The organism is Pseudomonas sp. 2822-17, assembly GCF_002742485.1.
In the GTDB taxonomy this organism is placed as follows: Bacteria; Pseudomonadota; Gammaproteobacteria; order Pseudomonadales; family Pseudomonadaceae; genus Aquipseudomonas; species Aquipseudomonas cyclaminis.
This window is the reverse complement of the sequence record NZ_LJRZ01000392.1, coordinates 16,094-38,694: the sequence shown is the minus strand read 5'-3', so window position 1 is coordinate 38,694 and position 22,601 is coordinate 16,094. Positions and strand designations below refer to the sequence as shown.

At 54.8% G+C, this 22,601-nt stretch carries 33 protein-coding genes; 1 reads left to right on the top strand and 32 read right to left on the bottom strand.

Annotation, left to right across the window (positions count from 1 at the left end; genetic code table 11):
• The first annotated feature begins 174 nt into the window (after window positions 1-174).
• Complete coding sequence (uvrA, locus tag AOA60_RS12070; protein ID WP_099584608.1) at window positions 175-3,009, top strand: excinuclease ABC subunit UvrA; 2,835 nt, start codon at window positions 175-177, stop codon at window positions 3,007-3,009.
• A gap of 64 nt (window positions 3,010-3,073) precedes the next feature.
• Here uvrA and bfr read toward each other — a convergent pair whose 3' ends face one another.
• The 32 genes from bfr to fusA form a co-directional block, all read right to left on the bottom strand.
• Complete coding sequence (gene bfr, locus AOA60_RS12065; protein ID WP_033900044.1) at window positions 3,074-3,538, bottom strand: bacterioferritin; 465 nt, start codon at window positions 3,536-3,538, stop codon at window positions 3,074-3,076.
• A gap of 155 nt (window positions 3,539-3,693) precedes the next feature.
• Window positions 3,694-5,142, bottom strand: a complete 1,449-nt coding sequence (locus AOA60_RS12060) for a catalase (RefSeq protein ID WP_099584607.1) — start codon at window positions 5,140-5,142, stop codon at window positions 3,694-3,696.
• 249 nt (window positions 5,143-5,391) lie between these two features.
• A complete protein-coding gene (rplQ, locus tag AOA60_RS12055) occupies window positions 5,392-5,778 on the bottom strand; it encodes a 50S ribosomal protein L17 (RefSeq protein WP_003176402.1) in 387 nt (128 codons plus the stop codon).
• Between the two features lie 41 nt (window positions 5,779-5,819).
• Complete coding sequence (rpoA, locus tag AOA60_RS12050) at window positions 5,820-6,821, bottom strand: DNA-directed RNA polymerase subunit alpha (RefSeq protein WP_003176403.1); 1,002 nt, start codon at window positions 6,819-6,821, stop codon at window positions 5,820-5,822.
• Between the two features lie 22 nt (window positions 6,822-6,843).
• On the bottom strand, window positions 6,844-7,464 hold the full coding sequence (gene rpsD, locus AOA60_RS12045; RefSeq protein WP_003210056.1) for a 30S ribosomal protein S4: 621 nt from the start codon (window positions 7,462-7,464) through the stop codon (window positions 6,844-6,846).
• Window positions 7,465-7,482: 18 nt separating this feature from the next.
• Entirely contained in the window at window positions 7,483-7,872 is a 390-nt protein-coding gene (gene rpsK, locus AOA60_RS12040; RefSeq protein ID WP_002555466.1) for a 30S ribosomal protein S11, read from the bottom strand.
• A gap of 30 nt (window positions 7,873-7,902) precedes the next feature.
• Window positions 7,903-8,259, bottom strand: a complete 357-nt coding sequence (gene rpsM / locus AOA60_RS12035; protein WP_003210063.1) for a 30S ribosomal protein S13 — start codon at window positions 8,257-8,259, stop codon at window positions 7,903-7,905.
• A gap of 129 nt (window positions 8,260-8,388) precedes the next feature.
• Complete coding sequence (gene rpmJ / locus AOA60_RS12030; RefSeq protein ID WP_002555468.1) at window positions 8,389-8,505, bottom strand: 50S ribosomal protein L36; 117 nt, start codon at window positions 8,503-8,505, stop codon at window positions 8,389-8,391.
• A 28-nt stretch (window positions 8,506-8,533) separates the two neighbouring features.
• Window positions 8,534-9,862 (bottom strand): preprotein translocase subunit SecY, encoded by a 1,329-nt coding sequence (gene secY / locus AOA60_RS12025; protein WP_017736663.1) that lies wholly within the window; start codon window positions 9,860-9,862, stop codon window positions 8,534-8,536.
• Window positions 9,863-10,300, bottom strand: a complete 438-nt coding sequence (gene rplO / locus AOA60_RS12020) for a 50S ribosomal protein L15 (protein ID WP_003176407.1) — start codon at window positions 10,298-10,300, stop codon at window positions 9,863-9,865.
• 3 nt (window positions 10,301-10,303) lie between these two features.
• Window positions 10,304-10,480 (bottom strand): 50S ribosomal protein L30, encoded by a 177-nt coding sequence (rpmD, locus tag AOA60_RS12015; RefSeq protein ID WP_003176408.1) that lies wholly within the window; start codon window positions 10,478-10,480, stop codon window positions 10,304-10,306.
• 2 nt (window positions 10,481-10,482) lie between these two features.
• Entirely contained in the window at window positions 10,483-10,983 is a 501-nt protein-coding gene (gene rpsE / locus AOA60_RS12010; RefSeq protein WP_003186035.1) for a 30S ribosomal protein S5, read from the bottom strand.
• Window positions 10,984-10,986: 3 nt separating this feature from the next.
• Window positions 10,987-11,337 (bottom strand): 50S ribosomal protein L18, encoded by a 351-nt coding sequence (rplR, locus tag AOA60_RS12005; protein WP_017135964.1) that lies wholly within the window; start codon window positions 11,335-11,337, stop codon window positions 10,987-10,989.
• A 10-nt stretch (window positions 11,338-11,347) separates the two neighbouring features.
• Window positions 11,348-11,881 (bottom strand): 50S ribosomal protein L6, encoded by a 534-nt coding sequence (gene rplF / locus AOA60_RS12000; protein WP_003176412.1) that lies wholly within the window; start codon window positions 11,879-11,881, stop codon window positions 11,348-11,350.
• 12 nt (window positions 11,882-11,893) lie between these two features.
• A complete protein-coding gene (rpsH, locus tag AOA60_RS11995) occupies window positions 11,894-12,286 on the bottom strand; it encodes a 30S ribosomal protein S8 (RefSeq protein WP_003176413.1) in 393 nt (130 codons plus the stop codon).
• Between the two features lie 206 nt (window positions 12,287-12,492).
• Window positions 12,493-12,798, bottom strand: coding sequence for a 30S ribosomal protein S14 (gene rpsN, locus AOA60_RS11990; RefSeq protein ID WP_003176414.1), 306 nt, complete (start codon window positions 12,796-12,798; stop codon window positions 12,493-12,495).
• A gap of 13 nt (window positions 12,799-12,811) precedes the next feature.
• Window positions 12,812-13,351: a 50S ribosomal protein L5 gene (rplE, locus tag AOA60_RS11985; protein WP_003176415.1), complete on the bottom strand. Its 540-nt coding sequence runs from the start codon at window positions 13,349-13,351 to the stop codon at window positions 12,812-12,814.
• A 20-nt stretch (window positions 13,352-13,371) separates the two neighbouring features.
• Window positions 13,372-13,686 carry a 50S ribosomal protein L24 gene (rplX, locus tag AOA60_RS11980; RefSeq protein WP_003176416.1) on the bottom strand — a complete coding sequence of 105 codons (315 nt, stop codon included), beginning with the start codon at window positions 13,684-13,686 and terminating at the stop codon, window positions 13,372-13,374.
• 11 nt (window positions 13,687-13,697) lie between these two features.
• Complete coding sequence (rplN, locus tag AOA60_RS11975) at window positions 13,698-14,066, bottom strand: 50S ribosomal protein L14 (protein WP_002555479.1); 369 nt, start codon at window positions 14,064-14,066, stop codon at window positions 13,698-13,700.
• A 23-nt stretch (window positions 14,067-14,089) separates the two neighbouring features.
• Window positions 14,090-14,356: a 30S ribosomal protein S17 gene (gene rpsQ / locus AOA60_RS11970; RefSeq protein ID WP_003176419.1), complete on the bottom strand. Its 267-nt coding sequence runs from the start codon at window positions 14,354-14,356 to the stop codon at window positions 14,090-14,092.
• 2 nt (window positions 14,357-14,358) lie between these two features.
• Window positions 14,359-14,550, bottom strand: a complete 192-nt coding sequence (rpmC, locus tag AOA60_RS11965; protein WP_002555481.1) for a 50S ribosomal protein L29 — start codon at window positions 14,548-14,550, stop codon at window positions 14,359-14,361.
• Entirely contained in the window at window positions 14,550-14,963 is a 414-nt protein-coding gene (gene rplP / locus AOA60_RS11960) for a 50S ribosomal protein L16 (protein WP_003232424.1), read from the bottom strand. The genes rpmC and rplP overlap by 1 nt, the downstream gene beginning before the upstream one ends.
• A 12-nt stretch (window positions 14,964-14,975) precedes the next feature.
• Window positions 14,976-15,662, bottom strand: coding sequence for a 30S ribosomal protein S3 (rpsC, locus tag AOA60_RS11955; RefSeq protein WP_003176422.1), 687 nt, complete (start codon window positions 15,660-15,662; stop codon window positions 14,976-14,978).
• A 13-nt stretch (window positions 15,663-15,675) separates the two neighbouring features.
• Window positions 15,676-16,008 carry a 50S ribosomal protein L22 gene (gene rplV, locus AOA60_RS11950; protein ID WP_003103908.1) on the bottom strand — a complete coding sequence of 111 codons (333 nt, stop codon included), beginning with the start codon at window positions 16,006-16,008 and terminating at the stop codon, window positions 15,676-15,678.
• Window positions 16,009-16,019: 11 nt separating this feature from the next.
• Window positions 16,020-16,295 carry a 30S ribosomal protein S19 gene (rpsS, locus tag AOA60_RS11945; RefSeq protein WP_003232420.1) on the bottom strand — a complete coding sequence of 92 codons (276 nt, stop codon included), beginning with the start codon at window positions 16,293-16,295 and terminating at the stop codon, window positions 16,020-16,022.
• Between the two features lie 16 nt (window positions 16,296-16,311).
• Window positions 16,312-17,136, bottom strand: a complete 825-nt coding sequence (gene rplB, locus AOA60_RS11940) for a 50S ribosomal protein L2 (RefSeq protein WP_003176423.1) — start codon at window positions 17,134-17,136, stop codon at window positions 16,312-16,314.
• A gap of 14 nt (window positions 17,137-17,150) precedes the next feature.
• Window positions 17,151-17,450, bottom strand: coding sequence for a 50S ribosomal protein L23 (rplW, locus tag AOA60_RS11935; RefSeq protein WP_002555488.1), 300 nt, complete (start codon window positions 17,448-17,450; stop codon window positions 17,151-17,153).
• Window positions 17,447-18,049, bottom strand: a complete 603-nt coding sequence (gene rplD / locus AOA60_RS11930; protein WP_003176424.1) for a 50S ribosomal protein L4 — start codon at window positions 18,047-18,049, stop codon at window positions 17,447-17,449. The genes rplW and rplD overlap by 4 nt, the downstream gene beginning before the upstream one ends.
• 12 nt (window positions 18,050-18,061) lie before the next feature.
• Complete coding sequence (rplC, locus tag AOA60_RS11925; protein ID WP_003194649.1) at window positions 18,062-18,697, bottom strand: 50S ribosomal protein L3; 636 nt, start codon at window positions 18,695-18,697, stop codon at window positions 18,062-18,064.
• 81 nt (window positions 18,698-18,778) lie between these two features.
• A complete protein-coding gene (gene rpsJ, locus AOA60_RS11920; RefSeq protein ID WP_003186070.1) occupies window positions 18,779-19,090 on the bottom strand; it encodes a 30S ribosomal protein S10 in 312 nt (103 codons plus the stop codon).
• 158 nt (window positions 19,091-19,248) lie between these two features.
• Window positions 19,249-20,442, bottom strand: coding sequence for an elongation factor Tu (tuf, locus tag AOA60_RS11915; protein WP_099584606.1), 1,194 nt, complete (start codon window positions 20,440-20,442; stop codon window positions 19,249-19,251).
• Window positions 20,443-20,472: 30 nt separating this feature from the next.
• On the bottom strand, window positions 20,473-22,578 hold the full coding sequence (gene fusA / locus AOA60_RS11910; RefSeq protein WP_015886136.1) for an elongation factor G: 2,106 nt from the start codon (window positions 22,576-22,578) through the stop codon (window positions 20,473-20,475).
• Window positions 22,579-22,601 lie beyond the last annotated feature (23 nt).

Below are 22,601 nucleotides of genomic sequence, written 5' to 3'. Positions count from 1 at the left end.
AAACCTCGTGTGAACCGGCGGCGATTCTACCAGTCCCATCGATTGAGAGGGTATATGCGGCGCTTTGCCGCGCAGCTTTCATGTAAGGCTGCACCCGGCACTTTGACAGTGTATATTCATCCAGTCTTTAGCCGTATACTCCGGCATTATTTACGCCCGCCGTGCGAGGCCATCTTGGACAAGATCCTGATTCGTGGGGCTAGAACCCACAACCTGAAGAACATCGACCTGACCCTGCCCCGGGACAAGCTGATTGTCATCACCGGCTTGTCTGGCTCGGGCAAATCGTCCCTGGCGTTCGACACGCTGTATGCCGAAGGTCAGCGCCGCTATGTGGAATCGCTGTCGGCCTATGCCCGGCAGTTCCTGTCGATGATGGAAAAACCCGACGTCGACACCATTGAAGGCCTGTCGCCGGCAATTTCCATCGAACAGAAGTCGACCTCCCACAACCCACGTTCCACCGTGGGCACCATCACTGAAATCTACGACTACCTGCGCCTGCTTTACGCGCGGGTCGGTATCCCCCGCTGCCCGGATCACGACATTCCACTGGAAGCCCAGACCGTCAGCCAGATGGTCGACCTGGTACTGGCCCAGCCGGAAGGTGCCAAGCTGATGCTGCTGGCGCCGGTGATTCGCGAGCGCAAGGGCGAACATCTTTCCGTCTTCGAAGAGCTGCGGGCGCAAGGTTTTGTACGCGCGCGCATCAATGGCAAGCTGTATGAACTGGACGAAGCACCGAAGCTCGACAAGCAGAAGAAGCATTCGATCGATGTAGTGGTCGACCGCTTCAAAGTGCGCGCCGACCTGCAGCAGCGCCTGGCGGAATCGTTCGAGACCGCGCTGAAGCTGGCGGATGGTATTGCGCTGGTTGCGCCGATGGATGACGAGCCGGGCGAAGAGATCATCTTCTCTGCGCGCTTTGCCTGCCCGATCTGTGGCCATGCCATCAGCGAACTGGAACCCAAGCTGTTTTCCTTCAACAACCCGGCCGGCGCCTGCCCAACCTGCGATGGCCTGGGTGTGAAGCAGTTCTTCGATATCAAGCGCCTGGTCAATGGCGAGCTGACGTTGGCGGAAGGCGCGATACGCGGCTGGGACAGGCGTAACGTCTATTACTTCCAGATGCTGGGGTCGCTGGCGTCCCACTACAAATTCAGCCTTGAAGTGCCTTTCAACCAACTGCCTGCAGATCAGCAGAAGGTCATCCTCAATGGCAGTGGTTCGCAGAACGTCGACTTTAAATACCTGAACGACCGCGGCGACATCGTTAAGCGTTCGCACCCGTTCGAAGGCATTGTGCCGAACCTGGAGCGGCGCTACCGCGAGACCGAATCGGCGAGCGTGCGCGAAGAGCTGGCGAAATTCCTCAGCACTCAACCTTGTCCAGATTGCCGTGGCACTCGCTTGCGCCGTGAGGCGCGGCATGTCTGGGTGGGCGAGAAGACCCTGCCAGCAGTGACGAACCTGCCGATCGGCGATGCGTGTGAATACTTCGGTGTGCTCAAGCTGACCGGACGCCGTGGGGAAATTGCCGACAAGATCCTCAAGGAAATTCGTGAGCGGTTACAGTTCCTGGTCAATGTGGGCCTGGACTATCTTTCTCTGGACCGTAGCGCCGACACCTTGTCCGGCGGTGAGGCGCAACGTATTCGCCTGGCCAGCCAGATTGGTGCAGGCTTGGTGGGCGTGTTGTACATCCTGGATGAACCGTCCATTGGCTTGCACCAACGGGACAACGATCGTCTGTTGGGCACGTTGAAGCACCTACGGGATATCGGCAACACGGTGATTGTGGTCGAGCACGATGAAGACGCGATTCGCCTGGCGGACTATGTGGTCGATATTGGCCCAGGCGCCGGCGTGCACGGTGGACATATTGTTGCTGAAGGCACACCGGCCGAAGTCATGGCTCATCCGGACTCCCTGACCGGCAAGTACTTGTCTGGCCGTGTGAAGATTGCAGTGCCGGCTAAACGTACGCCGCGCAACAAGAAGATGGCGCTGCATCTCAAGGGCGCTCGCGGGAACAACCTGCGTAATGTCGACCTGGAGATTCCGCTGGGCTTGCTGACCTGCGTGACCGGTGTATCGGGTTCGGGTAAGTCGACGCTGATCAACAACACGCTGTTCCCCCTTAGTGCAACCGCCCTGAACGGCGCAACTACGCTGGAAGCGGCCGCGCATGACAGCATCAAGGGCCTTGAGCACCTGGACAAAGTGGTCGATATCGACCAGAGCCCGATTGGCCGTACACCTCGGTCCAACCCGGCAACGTACACGGGGCTGTTCACGCCGATTCGCGAGCTGTTCGCGGGTGTGCCGGAGTCTCGCTCACGTGGCTACGGGCCTGGGCGGTTCTCGTTCAACGTCAAGGGCGGACGCTGTGAAGCGTGTCAGGGCGATGGCTTGATCAAGGTAGAGATGCACTTCCTGCCGGATATCTATGTGCCGTGCGATGTGTGCAAGAGCAAGCGCTATAACCGCGAAACTCTTGAGATCAAGTACAAGGGCAAGAACATCCACGAAACCCTGGAGATGACCATCGAGGAAGCTCGCGTGTTCTTCGACGCGGTTCCAGCATTGGCGCGCAAGCTGCAGACGCTGATGGATGTGGGCCTGTCGTATATCAAGCTGGGGCAATCAGCGACCACGCTGTCCGGTGGCGAGGCACAGCGGGTGAAGCTGTCCAGGGAGCTGTCCAAGCGTGATACGGGCAAGACTCTGTATATCCTCGATGAACCGACTACGGGGCTCCATTTCGCGGATATCCAGCAACTGCTCGACGTGCTGCACCGATTGCGCGACCACGGCAACACTGTAGTGGTGATTGAGCACAACCTTGATGTGATCAAGACGGCTGACTGGTTGGTGGACCTCGGGCCGGAGGGCGGCTCCAAGGGTGGCCAGATCATCGCGGTCGGCACGCCGGAGCAAGTCTCTGAAATGCCGCAGTCCCACACCGGTTACTACTTGAAACCGTTGCTGGAGCGCGACCGGGCCTGACTTGTCGTCCCATGAAAAAGCCCCTGTCACCTTGCGGTGACAGGGGCTTTTTCGTAGCCGGGAATCAGAACTGCGATTGCAGGTAGTTTTCCAGGCCAATGAGCTTGATCAGACCCAACTGCTTTTCCAGCCAGTAGGTGTGATCTTCTTCTGTGTCATTCAATTGCACGCGAAGGATTTCACGTGTGACGAAGTCACTGTGCTGCTCGCAGAGCTCAATGCCCTTGCAAAGCGCAGCACGTACCTTGTATTCGAGGCGAAGATCGGCTGCCAGCATGTCAGGTACGGTTGTGCCCACGTCCAGGTCGTCGGGACGCATACGCGGCGTGCCTTCGAGCATCAGGATACGGCGCATCAGTGCGTCAGCGTGCTGTGCCTCTTCTTCCATCTCGTGGTTGATACGCTCGTAGAGTTCGGTAAAACCCCAGTCTTCGTACATCCGCGAGTGGATGAAATATTGGTCACGAGCTGCCAGTTCGCCCGTCAGCAACGTGTTGAGGTAATCGATTACGTCGGGGTGACCTTGCATCGCCCTACATCTCCCTGCTTGAAAGACTGTAGTTTGAACCATCATGACCTGGAGGTCACGGGATCAACGGCATAAAAACGCACATTTCCCGAGAAAAGTAGCTGAAATAACGCAAAAACCGCCCAAATGAGGGCGGTTCTGCTTATCGTTTAGAGTCAGTTAAGCGATACACCCAGCGCCTTTGCGATTGCTTCTCCGTAAGCAGCGTCTGCCTTGTAGAAGTGCGCCAATTGACGCTGGACAACATCACTGGAAACCCCAGCCATTGCACCGGCGATGTTGGTGGTCAGCAGTGCCTGCTGCTCAGCATTCATCAGACGGAACAGCGCACCCGCGTGGCTGTAGTAGTCAGTGTCTTCACGATGATCGTAACGATCAGCGGCACCGCTCAGCGCCAAAGCAGGCTCAGCGTACTGCGGGGCTTGCTTGGGGGCACCGGCGTAGCTGTTCGGCTCGTAGTTAGGGGCTGAACCACCGTTGCTGCCAAAAGCCATCGAGCCGTCGCGTTGGTAGCTGTTTACCGGGCTGCGCGGCGCGTTTACCGGCAATTGCTGGTGATTGGTGCCGACACGATAACGATGGGCATCGGCGTAAGCAAAAACACGACCTTGCAACATACGGTCTGGCGACAGACCAACACCGGGCACCATATTGCTTGGCCCGAACGCGGCTTGCTCCACTTCGGCAAAGTAGTTCAGAGGGTTGCGGTTGAGCTCCAGTTCACCCACTTCGATCAGCGGAAACTCCTTTTGAGACCAGGTTTTGGTCACGTCGAAAGGATTCTCATAGTGAGCGTTAGCCTGGGCTTCAGTCATGATCTGGATGCAGACGCGCCATTTCGGAAAGTCACCGCGCTCAATCGCGCCGAACAGATCACGCTGGGCGTAATCAGGGTCAGTACCGGCCAAACGTGCGGCATCCGCCGGAGCCAGGTTCTTGATGCCCTGCTTGGTTTTGTAATGCCATTTAACCCAGTGACGCTCGCCCTTGGCATTGATCAGGCTGTAGGTGTGACTACCGAAGCCGTGCATGTGGCGATAGCCGTCTGGAATGCCACGGTCCGAAAACAGGATGGTCACCTGGTGCAGCGCCTCAGGCGAGTGCGACCAGAAGTCCCACATCATTTGCGCGCTTTTCAGGTTGCTTTGTGGGAGGCGCTTTTGGGTGTGGATGAAGTCCGGAAATTTCAGCGGGTCGCGAATGAAGAACACTGGCGTGTTATTACCCACGATGTCCCAGTTACCTTCTTCGGTGTAGAACTTCAAAGCGAAGCCGCGCGGGTCGCGCTCGGTATCGGCCGAACCGCGTTCACCACCAACAGTGGAAAACCGAAGGAAGGTAGGGGTTTGCTTGCCAACGGACTCAAACAGCTTGGCGCTGGTGTACTGGGTAATGTCTTGGGTGACCGTGAACGTACCGTAGGCACCCGAACCTTTAGCGTGTACACGCCGCTCCGGGATGTTTTCACGGTTGAAGTGAGCGAGCTTCTCGATCAGGTGAAAATCGTCGAGCAGCAACGGGCCGCGCGGGCCGGCGGAACGGGAATTCTGGTTATCCGCAACGGGGGCACCGCTGGCGGTAGTAAGGACTTTATTCTGGCTCATGCTCAATCTTCCTCAGGTCAGACTTGGAACTGCCGGCTAATCGGCTTAGAGGGAGTATTGACGATCAAGATGACACCATCAAATTTATTAAATTATGGTCATTGATAGAAAATAACTAACAAACCCAACAGAGTAATTAGCTATGGATTGGACTCTGATGCTGGCAGCGACTCAATTAATATAGACAACGTTTTTTACACACACAAAAAACCGGGCACTAGGCCCGGTTCTCCGTTACAGCTTGTCGTCTTACTCGGCGCTTACAGCTTCGCCGGCAGTAGCACGATCAACCAACTCGACGTACGCCATAGGCGCGTTGTCGCCAGCGCGGAAACCGCACTTGAGGATGCGCAGGTAGCCACCCTCACGGGTAGCGTAACGCTTGCCCAGGTCGTTGAAGAGCTTACCAACGATAGCTTTCGAGCGAGTACGGTCGAAAGCCAGACGGCGGTTAGCCAGGCTGTCTGTCTTAGCCAAAGTGATCAGCGGCTCAGCAACGCGACGCAGTTCTTTAGCTTTCGGCAGTGTAGTTTTGATCAGCTCGTGCTCGAACAGCGACACCGCCATGTTTTGAAACATGGCCTTGCGGTGCGAGCTGGTACGGCTCAGGTGACGACCACTTTTACGATGACGCATGGTTCATTCCTTACCAAACTCACGTTCGGTGATTACGACGATCAGGCAGTCGCCTTGTCGTCCTTCTTAAGACTTGCAGGCGGCCAGTTGTCGAGGCGCATGCCGAGGGACAGACCGCGGGAGGCCAGAACGTCCTTGATTTCAGTCAAGGATTTCTTGCCAAGGTTCGGAGTCTTCAACAGTTCTACTTCGGTACGCTGAATCAGGTCGCCGATGTAGTAAATGTTTTCCGCCTTAAGGCAGTTAGCCGAACGTACAGTCAGTTCCAGATCGTCAACCGGGCGAAGCAGGATCGGATCGATCTCGTCTTCCTGCTCGATTACCACTGGTTCGCTGTCACCTTTGAGGTCGACGAACGCAGCCAACTGCTGTTGCAGAATGGTTGCAGCGCGGCGGATTGCCTCTTCAGGATCCAAAGTACCGTTGGTTTCCAGATCAATAACCAGCTTGTCCAGGTTAGTACGCTGCTCGACACGGGCGTTTTCCACCACGTATGCGATACGGCGAACCGGGCTGAACGAAGAGTCGAGCTGCAAGCGACCAATGCTGCGGCTTTCGTCTTCATCGCTCTGACGCGAGTCGGCCGGTTCATAACCACGACCACGAGCTACAGTGAGCTTCATGTTCAGGGCGCCGTTAGACGCCAGGTTAGCGATTACGTGATCGGGATTAACGATCTCGACATCATGATCCAGCTGAATATCGGCAGCGGTAACCACCCCCGAACCCTTCTTCGACAAGGTCAGCGTAACTTCGTCACGGCCGTGCAGCTTGATAGCCAGACCTTTAAGGTTCAACAGGATTTCAATTACGTCTTCCTGTACACCTTCGATGGCGCTGTACTCGTGGAGCACACCGTCAATCTCGGCCTCGACTACTGCACAGCCGGGCATTGAGGACAACAGGATGCGGCGCAGCGCGTTGCCCAGGGTGTGGCCAAAACCACGCTCGAGAGGCTCGAGAGTGATCTTGGCGCGGGTTGGACTGACAACCTGCACATCAATGTGGCGGGGTGTCAGGAACTCATTTACCGAAATCTGCATGGATGCACCTATTTTCTAGCCCTTACTTGGAGTAGAGCTCGACAATCAGGCTTTCGTTGATGTCGGCGGACAGATCACTGCGAGCAGGAACGTTCTTGAAAACGCCCGACTTCTTCTCAGTGTCTACTTCTACCCATTCTACGCGGCCACGTTGGGCACACAGATCGAGAGCTTGGACAATGCGAAGTTGGTTTTTTGCTTTCTCGCGAATCGCGACCACGTCACCAGCACGAACCTGGTAGGACGGGACGTTAACGGTTTGGCCGTTTACGCTTACGGATTTGTGCGATACCAGCTGACGGGATTCGGCACGAGTCGAACCAAAGCCCATACGGTATACAACGTTGTCCAGACGGCATTCGAGCAGTTGCAGCAGGTTTTCACCGGTTGCACCTTTCTTGCCAGCAGCTTCTTTGTAGTAGCCGCTGAACTGACGCTCGAGAACGCCGTAAATACGACGGACCTTCTGCTTTTCACGCAGTTGGGTGCCGTAGTCGGACTGGCGACCGCGGCGTTGGCCGTGGATACCAGGTGCTGCTTCAATGTTGCACTTCGATTCGATCGCGCGCACGCCGCTCTTCAAGAAGAGATCGGTGCCTTCACGACGAGCGAGTTTGCATTTTGGACCAATGTAACGAGCCATTCTTTACAATCTCCTGGATTACACGCGGCGCTTCTTCGGCGGACGGCACCCGTTGTGCGGGATTGGCGTCACGTCGGTGATGCTGGCGATCTTATAGCCACAGCCGTTCAAAGCACGGACAGCAGACTCACGACCTGGACCTGGACCTTTGACGTTAACGTCGAGGTTTTTCAGGCCATATTCCAGCGCAGCTTGACCAGCACGTTCAGCAGCTACTTGAGCGGCAAACGGGGTGGACTTGCGGGAACCGCGGAAACCCGAACCACCGGAGGTAGCCCAAGAAAGCGCGTTACCTTGACGGTCGGTGATGGTCACGATTGTGTTGTTAAAAGATGCATGGATGTGGGCGATGCCATCAACCACTGTCTTTTTAACTTTTTTACGAGGACGAGCAGCAGGTTTTGCCATGATAATTTTCCTGTCGATTCGCGTGGGCGATTACTTGCGGATCGGCTTACGCGGACCTTTACGGGTACGCGCGTTAGTCTTGGTACGCTGACCGCGTACTGGAAGACCACGACGATGACGCAGACCACGGTAGCAACCGAGGTCCATCAAACGCTTGATTTTCATGTTGATTTCGCGACGCAGGTCACCTTCAGTGGTGAACTTCGCCACTTCGCCACGCAACAGCTCAATCTGCTCGTCGCTCAGATCTTTGATCTTCGCGGCTGGGTTTACCCCAGTATCTGCGCAAATTTTCTGCGCAGTAGTGCGACCAACACCATAGATGTAGGTCAGCGAGATAACAGTGTGCTTGTTATCTGGAATGTTAACGCCTGCAATACGGGCCATTCAGTGGGACTCCAATTGACAGCTACCTACGCCCCGGAAGCCAAGAAATAGGGCGCGAGATAATATCGCTGTAATAACAAATAATCAACCCGGCAGCGCACTAGCTGCCGGGCTTCAAGCGGATCACACTCAGCCTTGGCGCTGTTTGTGACGCGGTTCCGCGCTGCAAATTACTCGAACAACACCTTCGCGGCGAATAATCTTGCAGTTACGGCACAGCTTTTTCACCGATGCACGAACTTTCATCACCAACTCCTCGAACCTTATGGGGTACTCAGCGCAACATGCCGCTGCCGTAGCCCTTCAGGTTGGCTTTCTTCATCAGGGATTCGTACTGGTGCGAAACGAGGTGCGATTGTACTTGGGACATGAAGTCCATCACAACCACGACGACGATCAGCAACGAGGTCCCGCCAAGGTAGAACGGAACGTTTGCTGCAACCACCAGGAACTGGGGCAACAAGCACACGGCCGTCATATATAGAGCACCGAACAGGGTCAAACGAGTCAGAACGCCGTCAATGTAGCGTGCAGACTGCTCACCTGGACGGATACCCGGAATAAAGGCACCGGACTTCTTCAGGTTTTCCGCTACGTCTTTCGGATTGAACATCAACGCCGTATAGAAGAAGCAGAAGAAAATAATCCCTGCACTAAACAGCAGAATATTCAACGGCTGACCAGGAGCGATCGACTGAGAGAGGTCCTGCAGCCAGCCCATGTTTTCAGACTGACCAAACCAGGTACCCAACGAAGCCGGAAACAGCAAAATGCTGCTCGCGAAAATTGCCGGAATAACACCGGCCATATTCACTTTCAGCGGCAAGTGGCTGGTCTGCGCAGCAAAAACCTTACGGCCCTGCTGACGCTTGGCGTAGTGAACAGCAATACGACGCTGACCACGCTCAATGAACACCACAAAACCGATAATCGCTACTGCCAGCAAACCGATGGCGACAAGGGCGAAAATATTGATATCACCCTGACGTGCAGACTCGAAAGACTGCCCAATCGCTCTCGGAAGACCGGCGACGATACCTGCGAAAATCAACATCGAGATACCGTTACCAACACCACGCTCAGTAATCTGCTCACCCAGCCACATCATAAACATTGCGCCAGCCACAAACGTGGATACCGCAACGAAATGGAAGCCAAAGTCACCAGTGAACGCAACGCCCTGCCCTGCCAAACCAACGGACATGCCGATAGCTTGAACCAAGGCGAGAGCGACAGTGCCGTAGCGGGTGTACTGGCTAATCTTGCGACGGCCAGCTTCACCTTCCTTCTTCAACTGCTCCAGCTGCGGGCTGACGGCGGTCATCAACTGCATGATGATCGATGCCGAAATGTACGGCATGATCCCCAGTGCAAAGATGCTCATCCGCTCCAGCGCACCGCCGGAAAACATGTTGAACAAGCTAAGAATGGTCCCCTCATTCTGTCGAAACAGGTCTGCGAGTCGGTCCGGGTTGATACCTGGAACCGGGATGTGTGCGCCTATTCGGTAGACGATAATCGCCAAGAACAGAAAACGCAGACGAGCCCAAAGTTCAGACATACCGCCTTTGCCGAGCGCTGAGAGAGCACCTTGCTTAGCCATTTATTCCTCGAACTTGCCGCCAGCTGCTTCGATAGCCGAACGCGCACCTTTGGTGGCGCCGATTCCCTTGCCGATAGTGACAGCGCGAGTCACTTCACCGGACAGCATGATTTTCACACGCTGTACGTTGACGTTGATCACGTTGGCATCTTTCAGGGTCTGCACAGTAACGATGTCGCCTTCCACTTTAGCCAGCTCGGACAGACGCACTTCTGCGCGATCCATAGCTTTCAGGGATACGAAACCGAACTTAGGCAGGCGACGATGCAGCGGCTGTTGACCGCCTTCAAAGCCTGGAGCGATGGTGCCACCGGAGCGGGAGGTTTGACCTTTGTGGCCACGGCCACCAGTCTTACCCAAACCGCTACCGATACCACGGCCCGGACGATGCTTTTCGCGACGGGAACCCGGCGCTGGACTCAGATCATTGAGTTTCATCGATTAACCCTCTACACGCAGCATGTAGTAAGCCTTGTTGATCATCCCGCGATTCTCGGGAGTATCCTGGACTTCTACAGTGTGACCGATGCGACGCAGACCCAAACCCTTAACGCACAGTTTGTGGTTAGGAATGCGGCCGGTCATGCTTTTGATCAGCGTTACTTTAACGGTAGCCATGATCAGAAGATCTCCTTGACACTTTTGCCACGCTTGGCGGCAATGGATTCAGGAGACTGCATAGCTTTCAAACCTTTGAAAGTGGCGTGAACCACGTTTACCGGGTTAGTCGAACCGTAGCACTTGGCCAGAACGTTCTGAACGCCAGCAACTTCGAGGACAGCACGCATAGCGCCGCCAGCGATGATACCGGTACCTTCAGAAGCAGGCTGCATGTACACCTTCGAAGCGCCGTGAGCGGACTTCATAGCGTATTGCAGCGTGGTGCCGTTCAGATCAACTTGGATCATGTTGCGACGAGCAGCTTCCATCGCCTTCTGGATCGCAGCAGGCACTTCACGTGACTTGCCACGGCCGAAGCCAACACGTCCTTTACCATCACCCACCACGGTCAACGCGGTGAAAGTGAAGATACGGCCGCCTTTAACGGTTTTGGCTACGCGGTTAACTTGAACCAGCTTCTCAATGTAGCCTTCGTCGCGCTTTTGGTCGTTATTTGACATAACTTAGAACTCCAGCCCAGCTTCACGAGCAGCATCAGCCAGCGCTTTAACGCGACCGTGGTACTTGAAGCCAGAGCGGTCGAAAGCCACTTGCGAGACGCCCACGGCCTTAGCACGTGTAGCGACCAGCTGGCCAACCTTTGTGGCCGCGTCGATGTTGCCGGTGGCACCATCACGCAGTTCTTTATCCAAAGTCGAGGCGCTTGCCAGGACTTTGTTGCCGTCGGCCGAGATGACCTGGGCGTAGATGTGCTGCGACGAGCGGTACACGCAGAGACGCACGACTTCTAGTTCGTGCATTTTCAGGCGTGCTTTGCGAGCGCGACGCAGTCGAGTAACTTTTTTGTCGGTCATTTGCTATGCCCTACTTCTTCTTGGCTTCTTTACGACGGACGACTTCGTCCGCGTAGCGCACACCTTTGCCTTTGTACGGCTCTGGTGGACGGAAGTCGCGGATCTCAGCGGCCACCTGACCTACCAGCTGCTTATCAATACCCTTGATCAGGATATCGGTCTGGCTAGGGGTCTCAGCGGTGATGCCTTCCGGCAGTTCGTAATCCACTGGGTGCGAGAAGCCAAGGGCCAGGTTCAAAACCGTGCCTTTTGCTTGCGCTTTGTAACCAACACCGACCAGCTGGAGCTTACGCTCGAAGCCTTGGCTTACGCCTTGGACCATGTTGTTTACCAACGCACGCGTGGTACCGGCCATTGCGCGAGTTTGTTGATCGCCATTGCGAGCAGCGAAACGCAGCTCACCAGCTTCTTCAACGATCTCAACGGACGAATGGATGTTCAGTTCAAGAGTGCCCTTGGCACCCTTCACCGAAAGCTGTTGGCCTGCGAATTTTACTTCGACACCGGCTGGCAGCTTAACGGGGTTCTTAGCGACGCGAGACATGCTTATCCCCCCTTAGAACACAGTGCAAAGAACTTCGCCGCCGACACCGGCAGCGCGCGCAGCACGATCCGTCATCACACCTTTGTTGGTGGAGACGATAGACACGCCCAGACCGCCACGAACTTTCGGCAGATCTTCAGCGGACTTGTACTGACGCAGGCCTGGACGGCTAACGCGCTTCACTTCCTCGATGACCGAACGGCCTTCGAAGTACTTCAGCTCGATGGACAGCAGTGGTTTGATTTCGCTGCTGATCTGATAACCCGCAATGTAGCCTTCGTCTTTCAGGACTTTGGCAACAGCTACCTTCAACTTGGAAGATGGCATGCTTACGACGGACTTTTCAGCCATCTGGGCATTACGGATACGAGTTAGCATGTCCGCTAACGGGTCCTGCATACTCATGGGCTAGACGCTCCTAATACAAAAAAATTAGCCTTGCGGCTACATATGTCGCCGAGAATCTCCGGGTAAAAAACACGGGCTCAGGCGAGCCGCGTATTTTAGACACACTCCGGAAATGAAACAAGCCCCAAAAGGGGCTTGTTCCAGATTCAAGGTCACCGGCGGTCAGTATCTTGCGATTTTGACCGCCCCGACGCTGAAAGTACTTACCAGCTGGCTTTAACCAGACCTGGTACGTCACCACGCATTGCCGCTTCACGCAGTTTGTTACGGCCGAGGCCGAACTTGCGGTAAACGCCGTGTGGACGACCGGTCAGGCGGCAGCGGTTACGCATGCGCGAGGCGCTTGCGTCACGTGGCTGCTTCTGCAGAGCAACTGTCGCTTCCCAACGCGCTTCTGGACTTGCGTTCAGATCTACGATGATTGCTTTCAGTGCTGCACGCTTCTTGGCGTACTTGGCAACCGTGAGCTGACGCTTCAGCTCGCGGTTTTTCATGCTCATCTTGGCCATGGTCCTACTCCAATCAGTTGCGGAACGGGAATTTGAACGCACGCAGCAGAGCGCGGCCTTCATCATCGTTCTTGGCAGTGGTGGTCAGGGTGATGTCCAGACCGCGGAGAGCATCGATCTTGTCGTAGTCGATTTCCGGGAAGATGATCTGCTCTTTCACGCCCATGCTGTAGTTACCACGACCATCGAAGGACTTGGCATTCAGGCCGCGGAAGTCGCGAACCCGAGGCAGGGAGATCGACAGCAGACGATCCAGGAATTCATACATACGCTCACGACGCAGGGTCACTTTGACGCCGATCGGCCAACCTTCACGGACTTTAAAGCCAGCGATGGATTTCCGAGCGTAGGTCACAACGACTTTCTGGCCGGTGATCTTTTCCAGGTCAGCAACAGCATGCTCGATGACTTTTTTGTCGCCGACAGCTTCGCCCAGACCCATGTTCAGGGTGATTTTGGTAACGCGTGGAACTTCCATCACGTTCGAAAGCTTAAGTTCTTCCTTAAGCTTCGGTGCGATTTCTTTCCAGTAAATCTCTTTTAGTCGTGCCATGGTCTTCTACCTAGCAGTGTTCAAGCATCAACCGCTTTTTGGGTCGACTTGAAGACACGAATTTTCTTGCCGTCTTCTACTTTGAAACCAACGCGGTCAGCCTTGTTGGTTTCGCCGTTGAAAATGGCGACGTTAGAAGCGTCCAGTGGAGCTTCTTTTTCGACGATACCGCCTTGTACGCCCGACATCGGGTTAGGCTTGGTATGACGCTTGACCAGGTTCAGACCACCGATAACCAGACGGTTATTGGCGAGAACCTTAAGCACCTTACCGCGCTTACCTTTGTCTTTGCCGGCGATCACGATGATCTCGTCGTCACGACGAATCTTTTGCATGTCGGATCTCCTTACAGCACTTCTGGGGCGAGCGAGACGATCTTCATGAACTTCTCAGTACGAAGTTCACGGGTCACTGGCCCAAAGATACGGGTGCCGATCGGCTCTTGCTTGTTGTTCAGAAGAACAGCAGCGTTGCCATCAAAGCGGATAATGGAGCCATCAGCACGACGTACGCCGTGACGAGTGCGGACTACAACAGCAGTCATCACTTGGCCTTTTTTCACTTTGCCGCGAGGAATTGCTTCCTTCACGGTAACTTTGATGATGTCACCGATACCAGCGTAACGACGATGGGAGCCACCCAGCACCTTGATGCACATAACACGGCGAGCGCCGCTGTTATCGGCCACATCGAGCATGGATTGAGTCTGAATCATATAATTTCTCCGACCCCTAGTCCTTAGACTTCCACAGCGCGTTCGAGAACATCAACCAGTGCCCAAGACTTGGTCTTGGCCAGCGGACGAGTTTCACGAATAGTGACTTTGTCGCCGATGTGGCACTGATTGGTTTCGTCGTGCGCGTGCAGCTTAGTCGAACGCTTAACATATTTACCGTAGATCGGGTGCTTAACGCGACGCTCGATCAGTACGGTGATGGTTTTGTCCATCTTGTCGCTGACAACACGGCCAGTCAGCGTACGGACAGTCTTTTCGGCTTCAGCCATGATCACTTACCTGCCTGCTGGTTGAGCACAGTCTTCACGCGAGCAATGTCACGCTTAACTTGCGAGAGCAGATGAGACTGCCCCAACTGGCCAGTTGCTTTCTGCATGCGCAGATTGAACTGGTCGCGCAGCAGGCCGAGCAGTTGCTCGTTCAGCTGCTGTGCGGATTTTTCACGAAGTTCATTCGCTTTCATCACATCACCGTCCGTTTAACAAAGGCGGTGGCGAGCGGCAGCTTTGCAGCAGCCAGGGCAAAAGCCTCACGCGCCAGCTCTTCAGTTACACCCTCGATTTCATACAGGACTTTGCCTGGCTGAATCTGGGCTACCCAGTATTCCACGTTACCCTTACCTTTACCCATCCGAACCTCAAGAGGTTTTTTGGAGATCGGCTTGTCCGGGAATACACGGATCCAGATCTTGCCGCCACGTTTAACGTGACGGGTCAGTGCACGACGCGCTGACTCGATCTGACGAGCGGTGAGACGACCACGAGCTACAGACTTCAGCGCGAACTCGCCGAAGCTGACTTTGCTACCGCGCTGAGCCAGACCACGGTTGTGGCCTGTCATCTGCTTGCGGAACTTCGTACGCTTTGGTTGCAACATTTGGCGTACCCCTTACTTAGCAGCTTTTTTACGAGGCGCTGGTGCTTGTGGTTTCAGTTCTTCTTGGCGACCACCAATTACTTCGCCTTTGAAGATCCAAACCTTTACACCGATCACACCGTAAGTGGTGTGAGCTTCGTAGTTGGCATAGTCGATGTCGGCACGCAGGGTGTGCAGTGGCACACGACCTTCGCGATACCATTCAGTACGTGCGATTTCAGCACCGCCGAGACGACCGCTCACTTGGATTTTGATGCCTTTGGCACCAATGCGCATGGCGTTCTGTACGGCGCGCTTCATAGCGCGACGGAACATTACGCGACGCTCCAGCTGCTGAGCTACGCTCTGCGCAACCAGCATACCGTCGAGCTCCGGCTTGCGGATCTCTTCGATATTGATGTGCACAGGCACACCCATTTGCTTGGTCAGGTCCTGACGCAGTTTCTCAACATCTTCACCTTTCTTCCCGATAACGATACCTGGACGAGCGGTGTGGATGGTGATACGTGCAGTTTGTGCCGGACGATGGATATCGATACGGCTTACGGACGCGCTTTTTAGTTTGTCTTGGAGATACTCACGCACCTTCAGATCAGCGAACAAATAGTCCGCATAAGTCCGACCGTCTGCGTACCAGACGGAGGTGTGCTCCTTGACGATTCCCAGGCGAATGCCAATGGGATGTACTTTCTGACCCATCTCTTCGACTCCGTTACTTGTCAGCAACCTTGACAGTGATATGGCAAGACCGCTTGACGATGCGATCAGCACGGCCTTTGGCACGTGGCATGATGCGCTTCAGCGAACGCCCTTCGTTGACGAAAACGGTGCTGACTTTAAGGTCATCAACGTCTGCGCCTTCGTTATGCTCGGCGTTGGCTACGGCCGACTCCAGCACTTTCTTCATGATCTCGGCGGCTTTCTTACTGCTGAAAGCCAACAGGTTGAGCGCTTCGCCCACCTTCTTCCCGCGGATCTGGTCGGCGACCAAGCGGGCTTTCTGGGCGGAGATTCGAGCGCCCGACAACTTAGCGGCTACTTCCATTTCCTAACCCCTTAACGCTTGGCTTTCTTGTCTGCCACGTGCCCACGATAAGTGCGGGTACCGGCAAACTCGCCCAGTTTGTGGCCAACCATGTCTTCGTTCACGAGAACTGGGACGTGCAGACGACCGTTGTGTACAGCGATGGTCAAACCGACCATTTGTGGCAGGATCATCGAACGACGCGACCAGGTCTTAACTGGTTTGCGATCGTTCTTTTCCGCCGCCACTTCGATCTTCTTCAGTAGGTGAAGATCAATAAAAGGACCTTTTTTCAGAGAACGTGGCACTGTCGTATCCCTCTATTTACTTGCGACGACGGACGATCATTTTGTCGGTACGCTTATTACCACGAGTCTTCGCGCCCTTAGTCGGGAAGCCCCATGGCGATACCGGATGACGACCACCAGAGGTACGACCTTCACCACCACCGTGTGGGTGGTCAACCGGGTTCATGGCAACACCACGAACGGTTGGGCGAACGCCACGCCAGCGTTTGGCACCAGCTTTACCCAGCGAACGCAGGCTGTGCTCGGAGTTCGAGACTTCACCCAAGGTCGCACGGCATTCAGCCAGCACTTTACGCATCTCACCAGAACGCAGACGCAGGGTCACGTAGACACCTTCACGAGCGATCAGCTGAGCCGAAGCACCAGCGGAACGAGCGATTTGCGCGCCTTTACCTGGCTTCAATTCGATGCCGTGTACGGTGCTACCAACTGGAATGTTACGCAGTTGCAGAGCGTTGCCCGGCTTGATCGGCGCCAAAGCACCTGCGATCAGCTGGTCGCCAGCGCTCACGCCTTTAGGGGCGATGATGTAGCGACGCTCGCCATCTGCGTACAGCAGCAGAGCGATGTGAGCAGTACGGTTTGGATCGTATTCGATACGCTCGACAGTGGCAGAGATGCCATCTTTGTCGTTGCGACGGAAGTCGACCAGACGATAATGCTGCTTATGGCCACCACCGATGTGACGAGTGGTAATGCGACCATTGTTGTTACGACCACCAGTCTTCGATTTCTTCTCGAGCAGCGGTGCGTGAGGAGCGCCTTTATGCAGCTCCTGGTTGACCACCTTGACCACAAAACGGCGGCCAGGGGAAGTCGGTTTGCATTTAACGATTGCCATGATGCACCCCTTCCTTACTCAGCACTGCTGCTGAAATCGAGATCTTGGCCTGGCTGAAGGGAGATAACTGCCTTCTTCCAGTCATTACGCTTGCCCAGACCGCGAGCAGTGCGCTTGCTCTTACCCAGAACATTCAGGGTAGTAACACGCTCAACTTTCACGCTGAACAGGCTTTCGACGGCCTTCTTGATTTCCAGCTTGGTTGCGTCAGTTGCAACCTTGAAAACGAACTGGCCTTTCTTGTCAGCCAGAACCGTAGCCTTTTCGGAAACGTGCGGGCCAAGCAGAACTTTAAATACGCGTTCCTGGTTCATCCCAGCAGCTCCTCGAATTTCTTCACGGCCGACACGGTGATCAACACCTTGTCGTATGCGATCAGACTAACTGGATCGGAACCTTGCACGTCACGTACATCAACGTGTGGCAGGTTGCGAGCAGCCAGGTACAGGTTCTGATCAACAGCTTCAGACACGATCAAAACGTCGGTCAGGCTCATGTTGTTCAGTTTGCCCAGCAGATCTTTGGTCTTTGGACTTTCAACAGCGAAGTCCTGAACCACGACCAGACGATCAGTACGCACGAGTTCAGCAAGAATGGAGCGCAGAGCTGCGCGATACATCTTCTTGTTGAGCTTCTGAGAGTGATCCTGTGGACGAGCTGCGAAAGTGGTACCGCCGCCACGCCAGATTGGGCTACGGATAGTACCGGCACGAGCACGGCCAGTGCCTTTCTGACGCCAAGGGCGCTTACCGCCACCACGTACGTCGGAACGGGTCTTTTGCTGCTTGCTACCTTGACGGCCGCCGGCCATGTAGGCCACGACTGCTTGGTGAACCAGCGTCTCGTTGAATTCGCCGCCAAATGTCAGTTCGGAAACTTCGATCGCTTGAGCGTCATTTACATTTAATTGCATGTCAGCTTCCCCTTAACCGCGAGCCTTGGCCGCTGGACGTACAACCAGGTTGCCGCCAGTAGCGCCAGGAACAGCACCCTTGACCAACAACAGATTGCGTTCAGCGTCGACGCGCACTACTTCGAGGGACTGCACGGTCACGCGCTCAGCGCCCATATGACCGGACATTTTTTTGCCCTTGAATACACGACCAGGAGTCTGGCACTGGCCAATAGAGCCCGGGACGCGGTGGGAAACGGAGTTACCGTGAGTGTTGTCTTGACCACGGAAATTCCAACGCTTGATCGTACCCTGGAAGCCTTTACCCTTGGACTGACCGGTTACATCAACCAGTTGACCAGCGGCGAAGATTTCAGCGTTGATCAGATCGCCAGCCTGGTAGTCACCATCTTCAAGACGGAACTCCATAACAGTACGACCAGCTGCAACGTTTGCTTTTGCGAAGTGACCTGCTTGAGCAGCAGTCACGCGCGAAGCACGACGCTCGCCGACAGTGACTTGCACTGCACGATAGCCATCGGTTTCTTCAGTTTTGAACTGGGTGACGCGATTCGGCTCGATCTCAATGACCGTAACCGGAATGGAGACACCTTCTTCGGTGAAAATACGGGTCATACCGCATTTACGACCGACTACACCAATAGTCATGTTGTAAACCTCATGAGTGTACGGGGCTTTCACCCGCTATGGCCGCCCATTTCAGAGCGTTACACGACTAAGACCCAAGTCTTAGCCGAGGCTGATCTGTACTTCCACACCGGCCGCCAGATCAAGCTTCATAAGTGCATCAACGGTTTTATCCGTTGGCTGGACAATGTCCAGAACGCGCTTATGAGTACGGATCTCGTACTGGTCACGCGCGTCTTTGTTGACGTGCGGGGAGACCAGAACGGTGAACCGCTCTTTGCGGGTAGGCAGTGGAATTGGACCACGCACTTGAGCACCAGTACGTTTCGCGGTTTCCACGATTTCCTGGGTGGATTGGTCGATCAGGCGATGGTCAAAAGCCTTCAACCTGATACGGATTTGCTGATTTTGCATTGGATTTCAGACTCCGGCTGCTATTCCCAGCGAGCGCAATACGCCCGTTAAAAGGAGGCGCAATTCTATAGACGCCCCAGATAGGTGTCAACCCAATAAAAAAGCCCCCGCTGAGCGGGGGCCTTTTCAAAGCATCGAAGCTATCTCAAAAGAGATGCTTACTCGATGATTTTAGCTACAACACCAGCGCCAACAGTACGGCCGCCTTCACGAATTGCGAAGCGCAGACCGTCTTCCATTGCGATGGTTTTGATCAGGGTAACTTCCATTTGGATGTTATCGCCTGGCATTACCATTTCAACGCCTTCTGGCAGCTGGCAGTTACCAGTCACGTCAGTAGTACGGAAGTAGAACTGTGGACGGTAGCCTTTGAAGAACGGAGTGTGACGACCGCCTTCTTCTTTGCTCAGAACGTAGACTTCAGCGGTGAACTTGGTGTGCGGCTTAACCGAACCCGGCTTAACCAGAACCTGGCCACGCTCAACGTCGTCACGCTTGGTACCACGCAGCAGAACGCCGCAGTTCTCACCAGCACGACCTTCGTCGAGCAGCTTGCGGAACATTTCAACACCGGTGCAGGTGGTGGTGGTGGTGTCACGCAGACCAACGATTTCCAGCGGATCTTGAACGCGAACGATACCGCGCTCGATACGACCAGTCACAACAGTACCACGACCGGAGATCGAGAATACGTCTTCGATTGGCATCAGGAACGGCTTGTCGGTCAGACGAACTGGTTCTGGGATGTAGCTGTCCAGGGTTTCAACCAGTTTACGAACGGCAGTGGTGCCCATTTCGTTGTCGTCCTTGCCTTCCAGCGCCATACGAGCAGAACCGATGATGATCGGAGTGTCGTCGCCTGGGAAGTCGTAAGTGCTCAGCAGATCGCGCACTTCCATCTCAACCAGTTCCAGCAGCTCAGCGTCGTCTACCAGGTCAGCCTTGTTCAGGAAAACCACGATGTACGGAACGCCTACCTGACGGGACAGCAGGATGTGCTCACGGGTTTGTGGCATCGGACCATCAGCGGCCGAGCAGACCAGGATCGCGCCATCCATCTGGGCAGCACCAGTGATCATGTTCTTCACATAGTCAGCGTGACCTGGGCAGTCGACGTGAGCGTAGTGACGGATCTTCGAGTTGTACTCGACGTGCGCGGTGTTGATGGTGATACCACGAGCTTTCTCTTCTGGCGCGCTGTCGATTTTATCGAAATCAACGATTGCCGAACCGAATACTTCGGAGCAAACGCGAGTCAGAGCTGCGGTCAGAGTGGTTTTACCGTGGTCAACGTGACCGATAGTGCCAACGTTGACGTGCGGTAGGGAACGATCAAATTTTTCTTTAGCCACGACAATTAACTCCTTGCCTAAAGGACTGAATCAGCCTTGTTTTTTGGATACAGTTTCAGCGATGTGCGCCGGAGCTGTGTTGTATTTTTTGAATTCCATAGAGTAGCTTGCGCGACCCTGGGACATGGAGCGAACGTCGGTCGCGTAACCGAACATCTCACCCAACGGAACCTCGGCGCGAATCACTTTGCCGGAAACCGTGTCTTCCATACCCAAGATCATGCCGCGACGACGGTTAAGGTCGCCCATGACATCACCCATATAGTCTTCAGGTGTAACAACTTCTACCGCCATGATTGGCTCAAGCAACTCACCACCGCCCTTCTGGGCCAGTTGCTTGGTTGCCATGGAAGCAGCCACCTTAAACGCCATCTCGTTGGAGTCGACGTCGTGGTAAGAACCGTCAAAAACGGTTGCTTTCAGGCCGATCAGCGGATAGCCGGCAACAACACCGTTCTTCATCTGCTCTTCGATGCCCTTCTGGATAGCAGGGATGTATTCCTTAGGAACCACACCACCTACTACTTCGTTCACGAATTGCAGACCTTCCTGACCTTCGTCAGCAGGAGCAAAACGGATCCAGCAGTGACCGAACTGACCACGACCGCCGGACTGACGAACGAACTTGCCTTCGATTTCACAGTTCTTCGTGATGCGCTCACGATAGGAAACCTGAGGCTTACCGATGTTAGCTTCGACGTTGAACTCGCGGCGCATCCGGTCAACCAGGATGTCCAGGTGCAACTCGCCCATGCCAGAGATGATCGTTTGACCAGTCTCTTCATCAGTTTTAACGCGGAAAGATGGATCTTCCTGAGCAAGTTTGCCCAGAGCAATACCCATTTTTTCCTGGTCATCCTTGGTCTTAGGCTCTACGGCAACCGAAATAACCGGCTCCGGGAAGTCCATACGAACCAGGATGATTGGCTTGTCAGCGTTGCACAAGGTCTCACCAGTGGTGACGTCCTTCATGCCGATCAAGGCCGCGATGTCACCAGCGCGCACCTCCTTGATCTCTTCGCGGGCGTTTGCGTGCATTTGCACCATACGACCCACGCGCTCTTTCTTGCCTTTAACCGAGTTGATCACGCCGTCGCCGGAGTTCAACACGCCCGAGTAAACGCGGACGAAGGTCAAGGTACCCACGAATGGGTCAGTGGCAATTTTAAATGCCAGAGCGGAGAACGGTTCTGCGTCGTCTGCATGACGCTCCAGCTCGATAGTCTCGTCATCCGGGTCAGTACCCTTGATGGCAGGAATATCCACTGGTGCCGGCAAGTAGTCGATCACAGCATCGAGAACCAGGGGAACGCCCTTGTTCTTGAACGAGGAACCGCAAACAGCCAAGACGATCTCACCAGCAATAGTACGCTGACGCAGAGCAGCCTTGATTTCCACGTTGGTGAGTTCTTCACCTTCGAGGTACTTGTTCATCAGCTCTTCGTTGGCTTCGGCCGCAGCTTCAACCATGTTGTTGCGCCATTCGTCAGCCAGTTCCTGCAGCTCAGCAGGGATAGGCTTACGAACAGGAACCATACCTTTGTCAGCATCGTTCCAGTAAACAGCTTCCATGGTCAGCAAATCGATCTGGCCTTGGAAGTTGTCTTCGGAACCGATAGCCAACTGGATTGGCACCGGAGTGTGACCCAGGCGCTGCTTGATCTGACCGATCACGCGCAGGAAGTTAGCACCAGCACGGTCCATCTTGTTTACGTAAACAAGACGTGGAACACCGTATTTGTTGGCTTGACGCCATACGGTTTCCGACTGAGGCTCAACACCCGAGGTACCGCAGAACACAACGACAGCGCCGTCGAGTACGCGCAGGGAACGCTCAACTTCAATGGTGAAGTCAACGTGGCCCGGAGTATCGATTACGTTGAAGCGGTGCTCATCTTTGTACTGCTTCTCGGAACCTTTCCAGAAGGCGGTAATAGCAGCAGAAGTAATGGTAATACCACGCTCCTGCTCCTGAACCATCCAGTCTGTGGTCGCGGCGCCATCATGCACCTCGCCCATCTTGTGACTTTTGCCGGTGTAAAACAGTACGCGCTCGGTGGTGGTGGTTTTACCAGCATCCACGTGAGCAACGATACCGATGTTACGGTAGCGGCTAATCGGAGTAGTACGAGCCATAAAGCCCTCGCAAAATTAGTGAA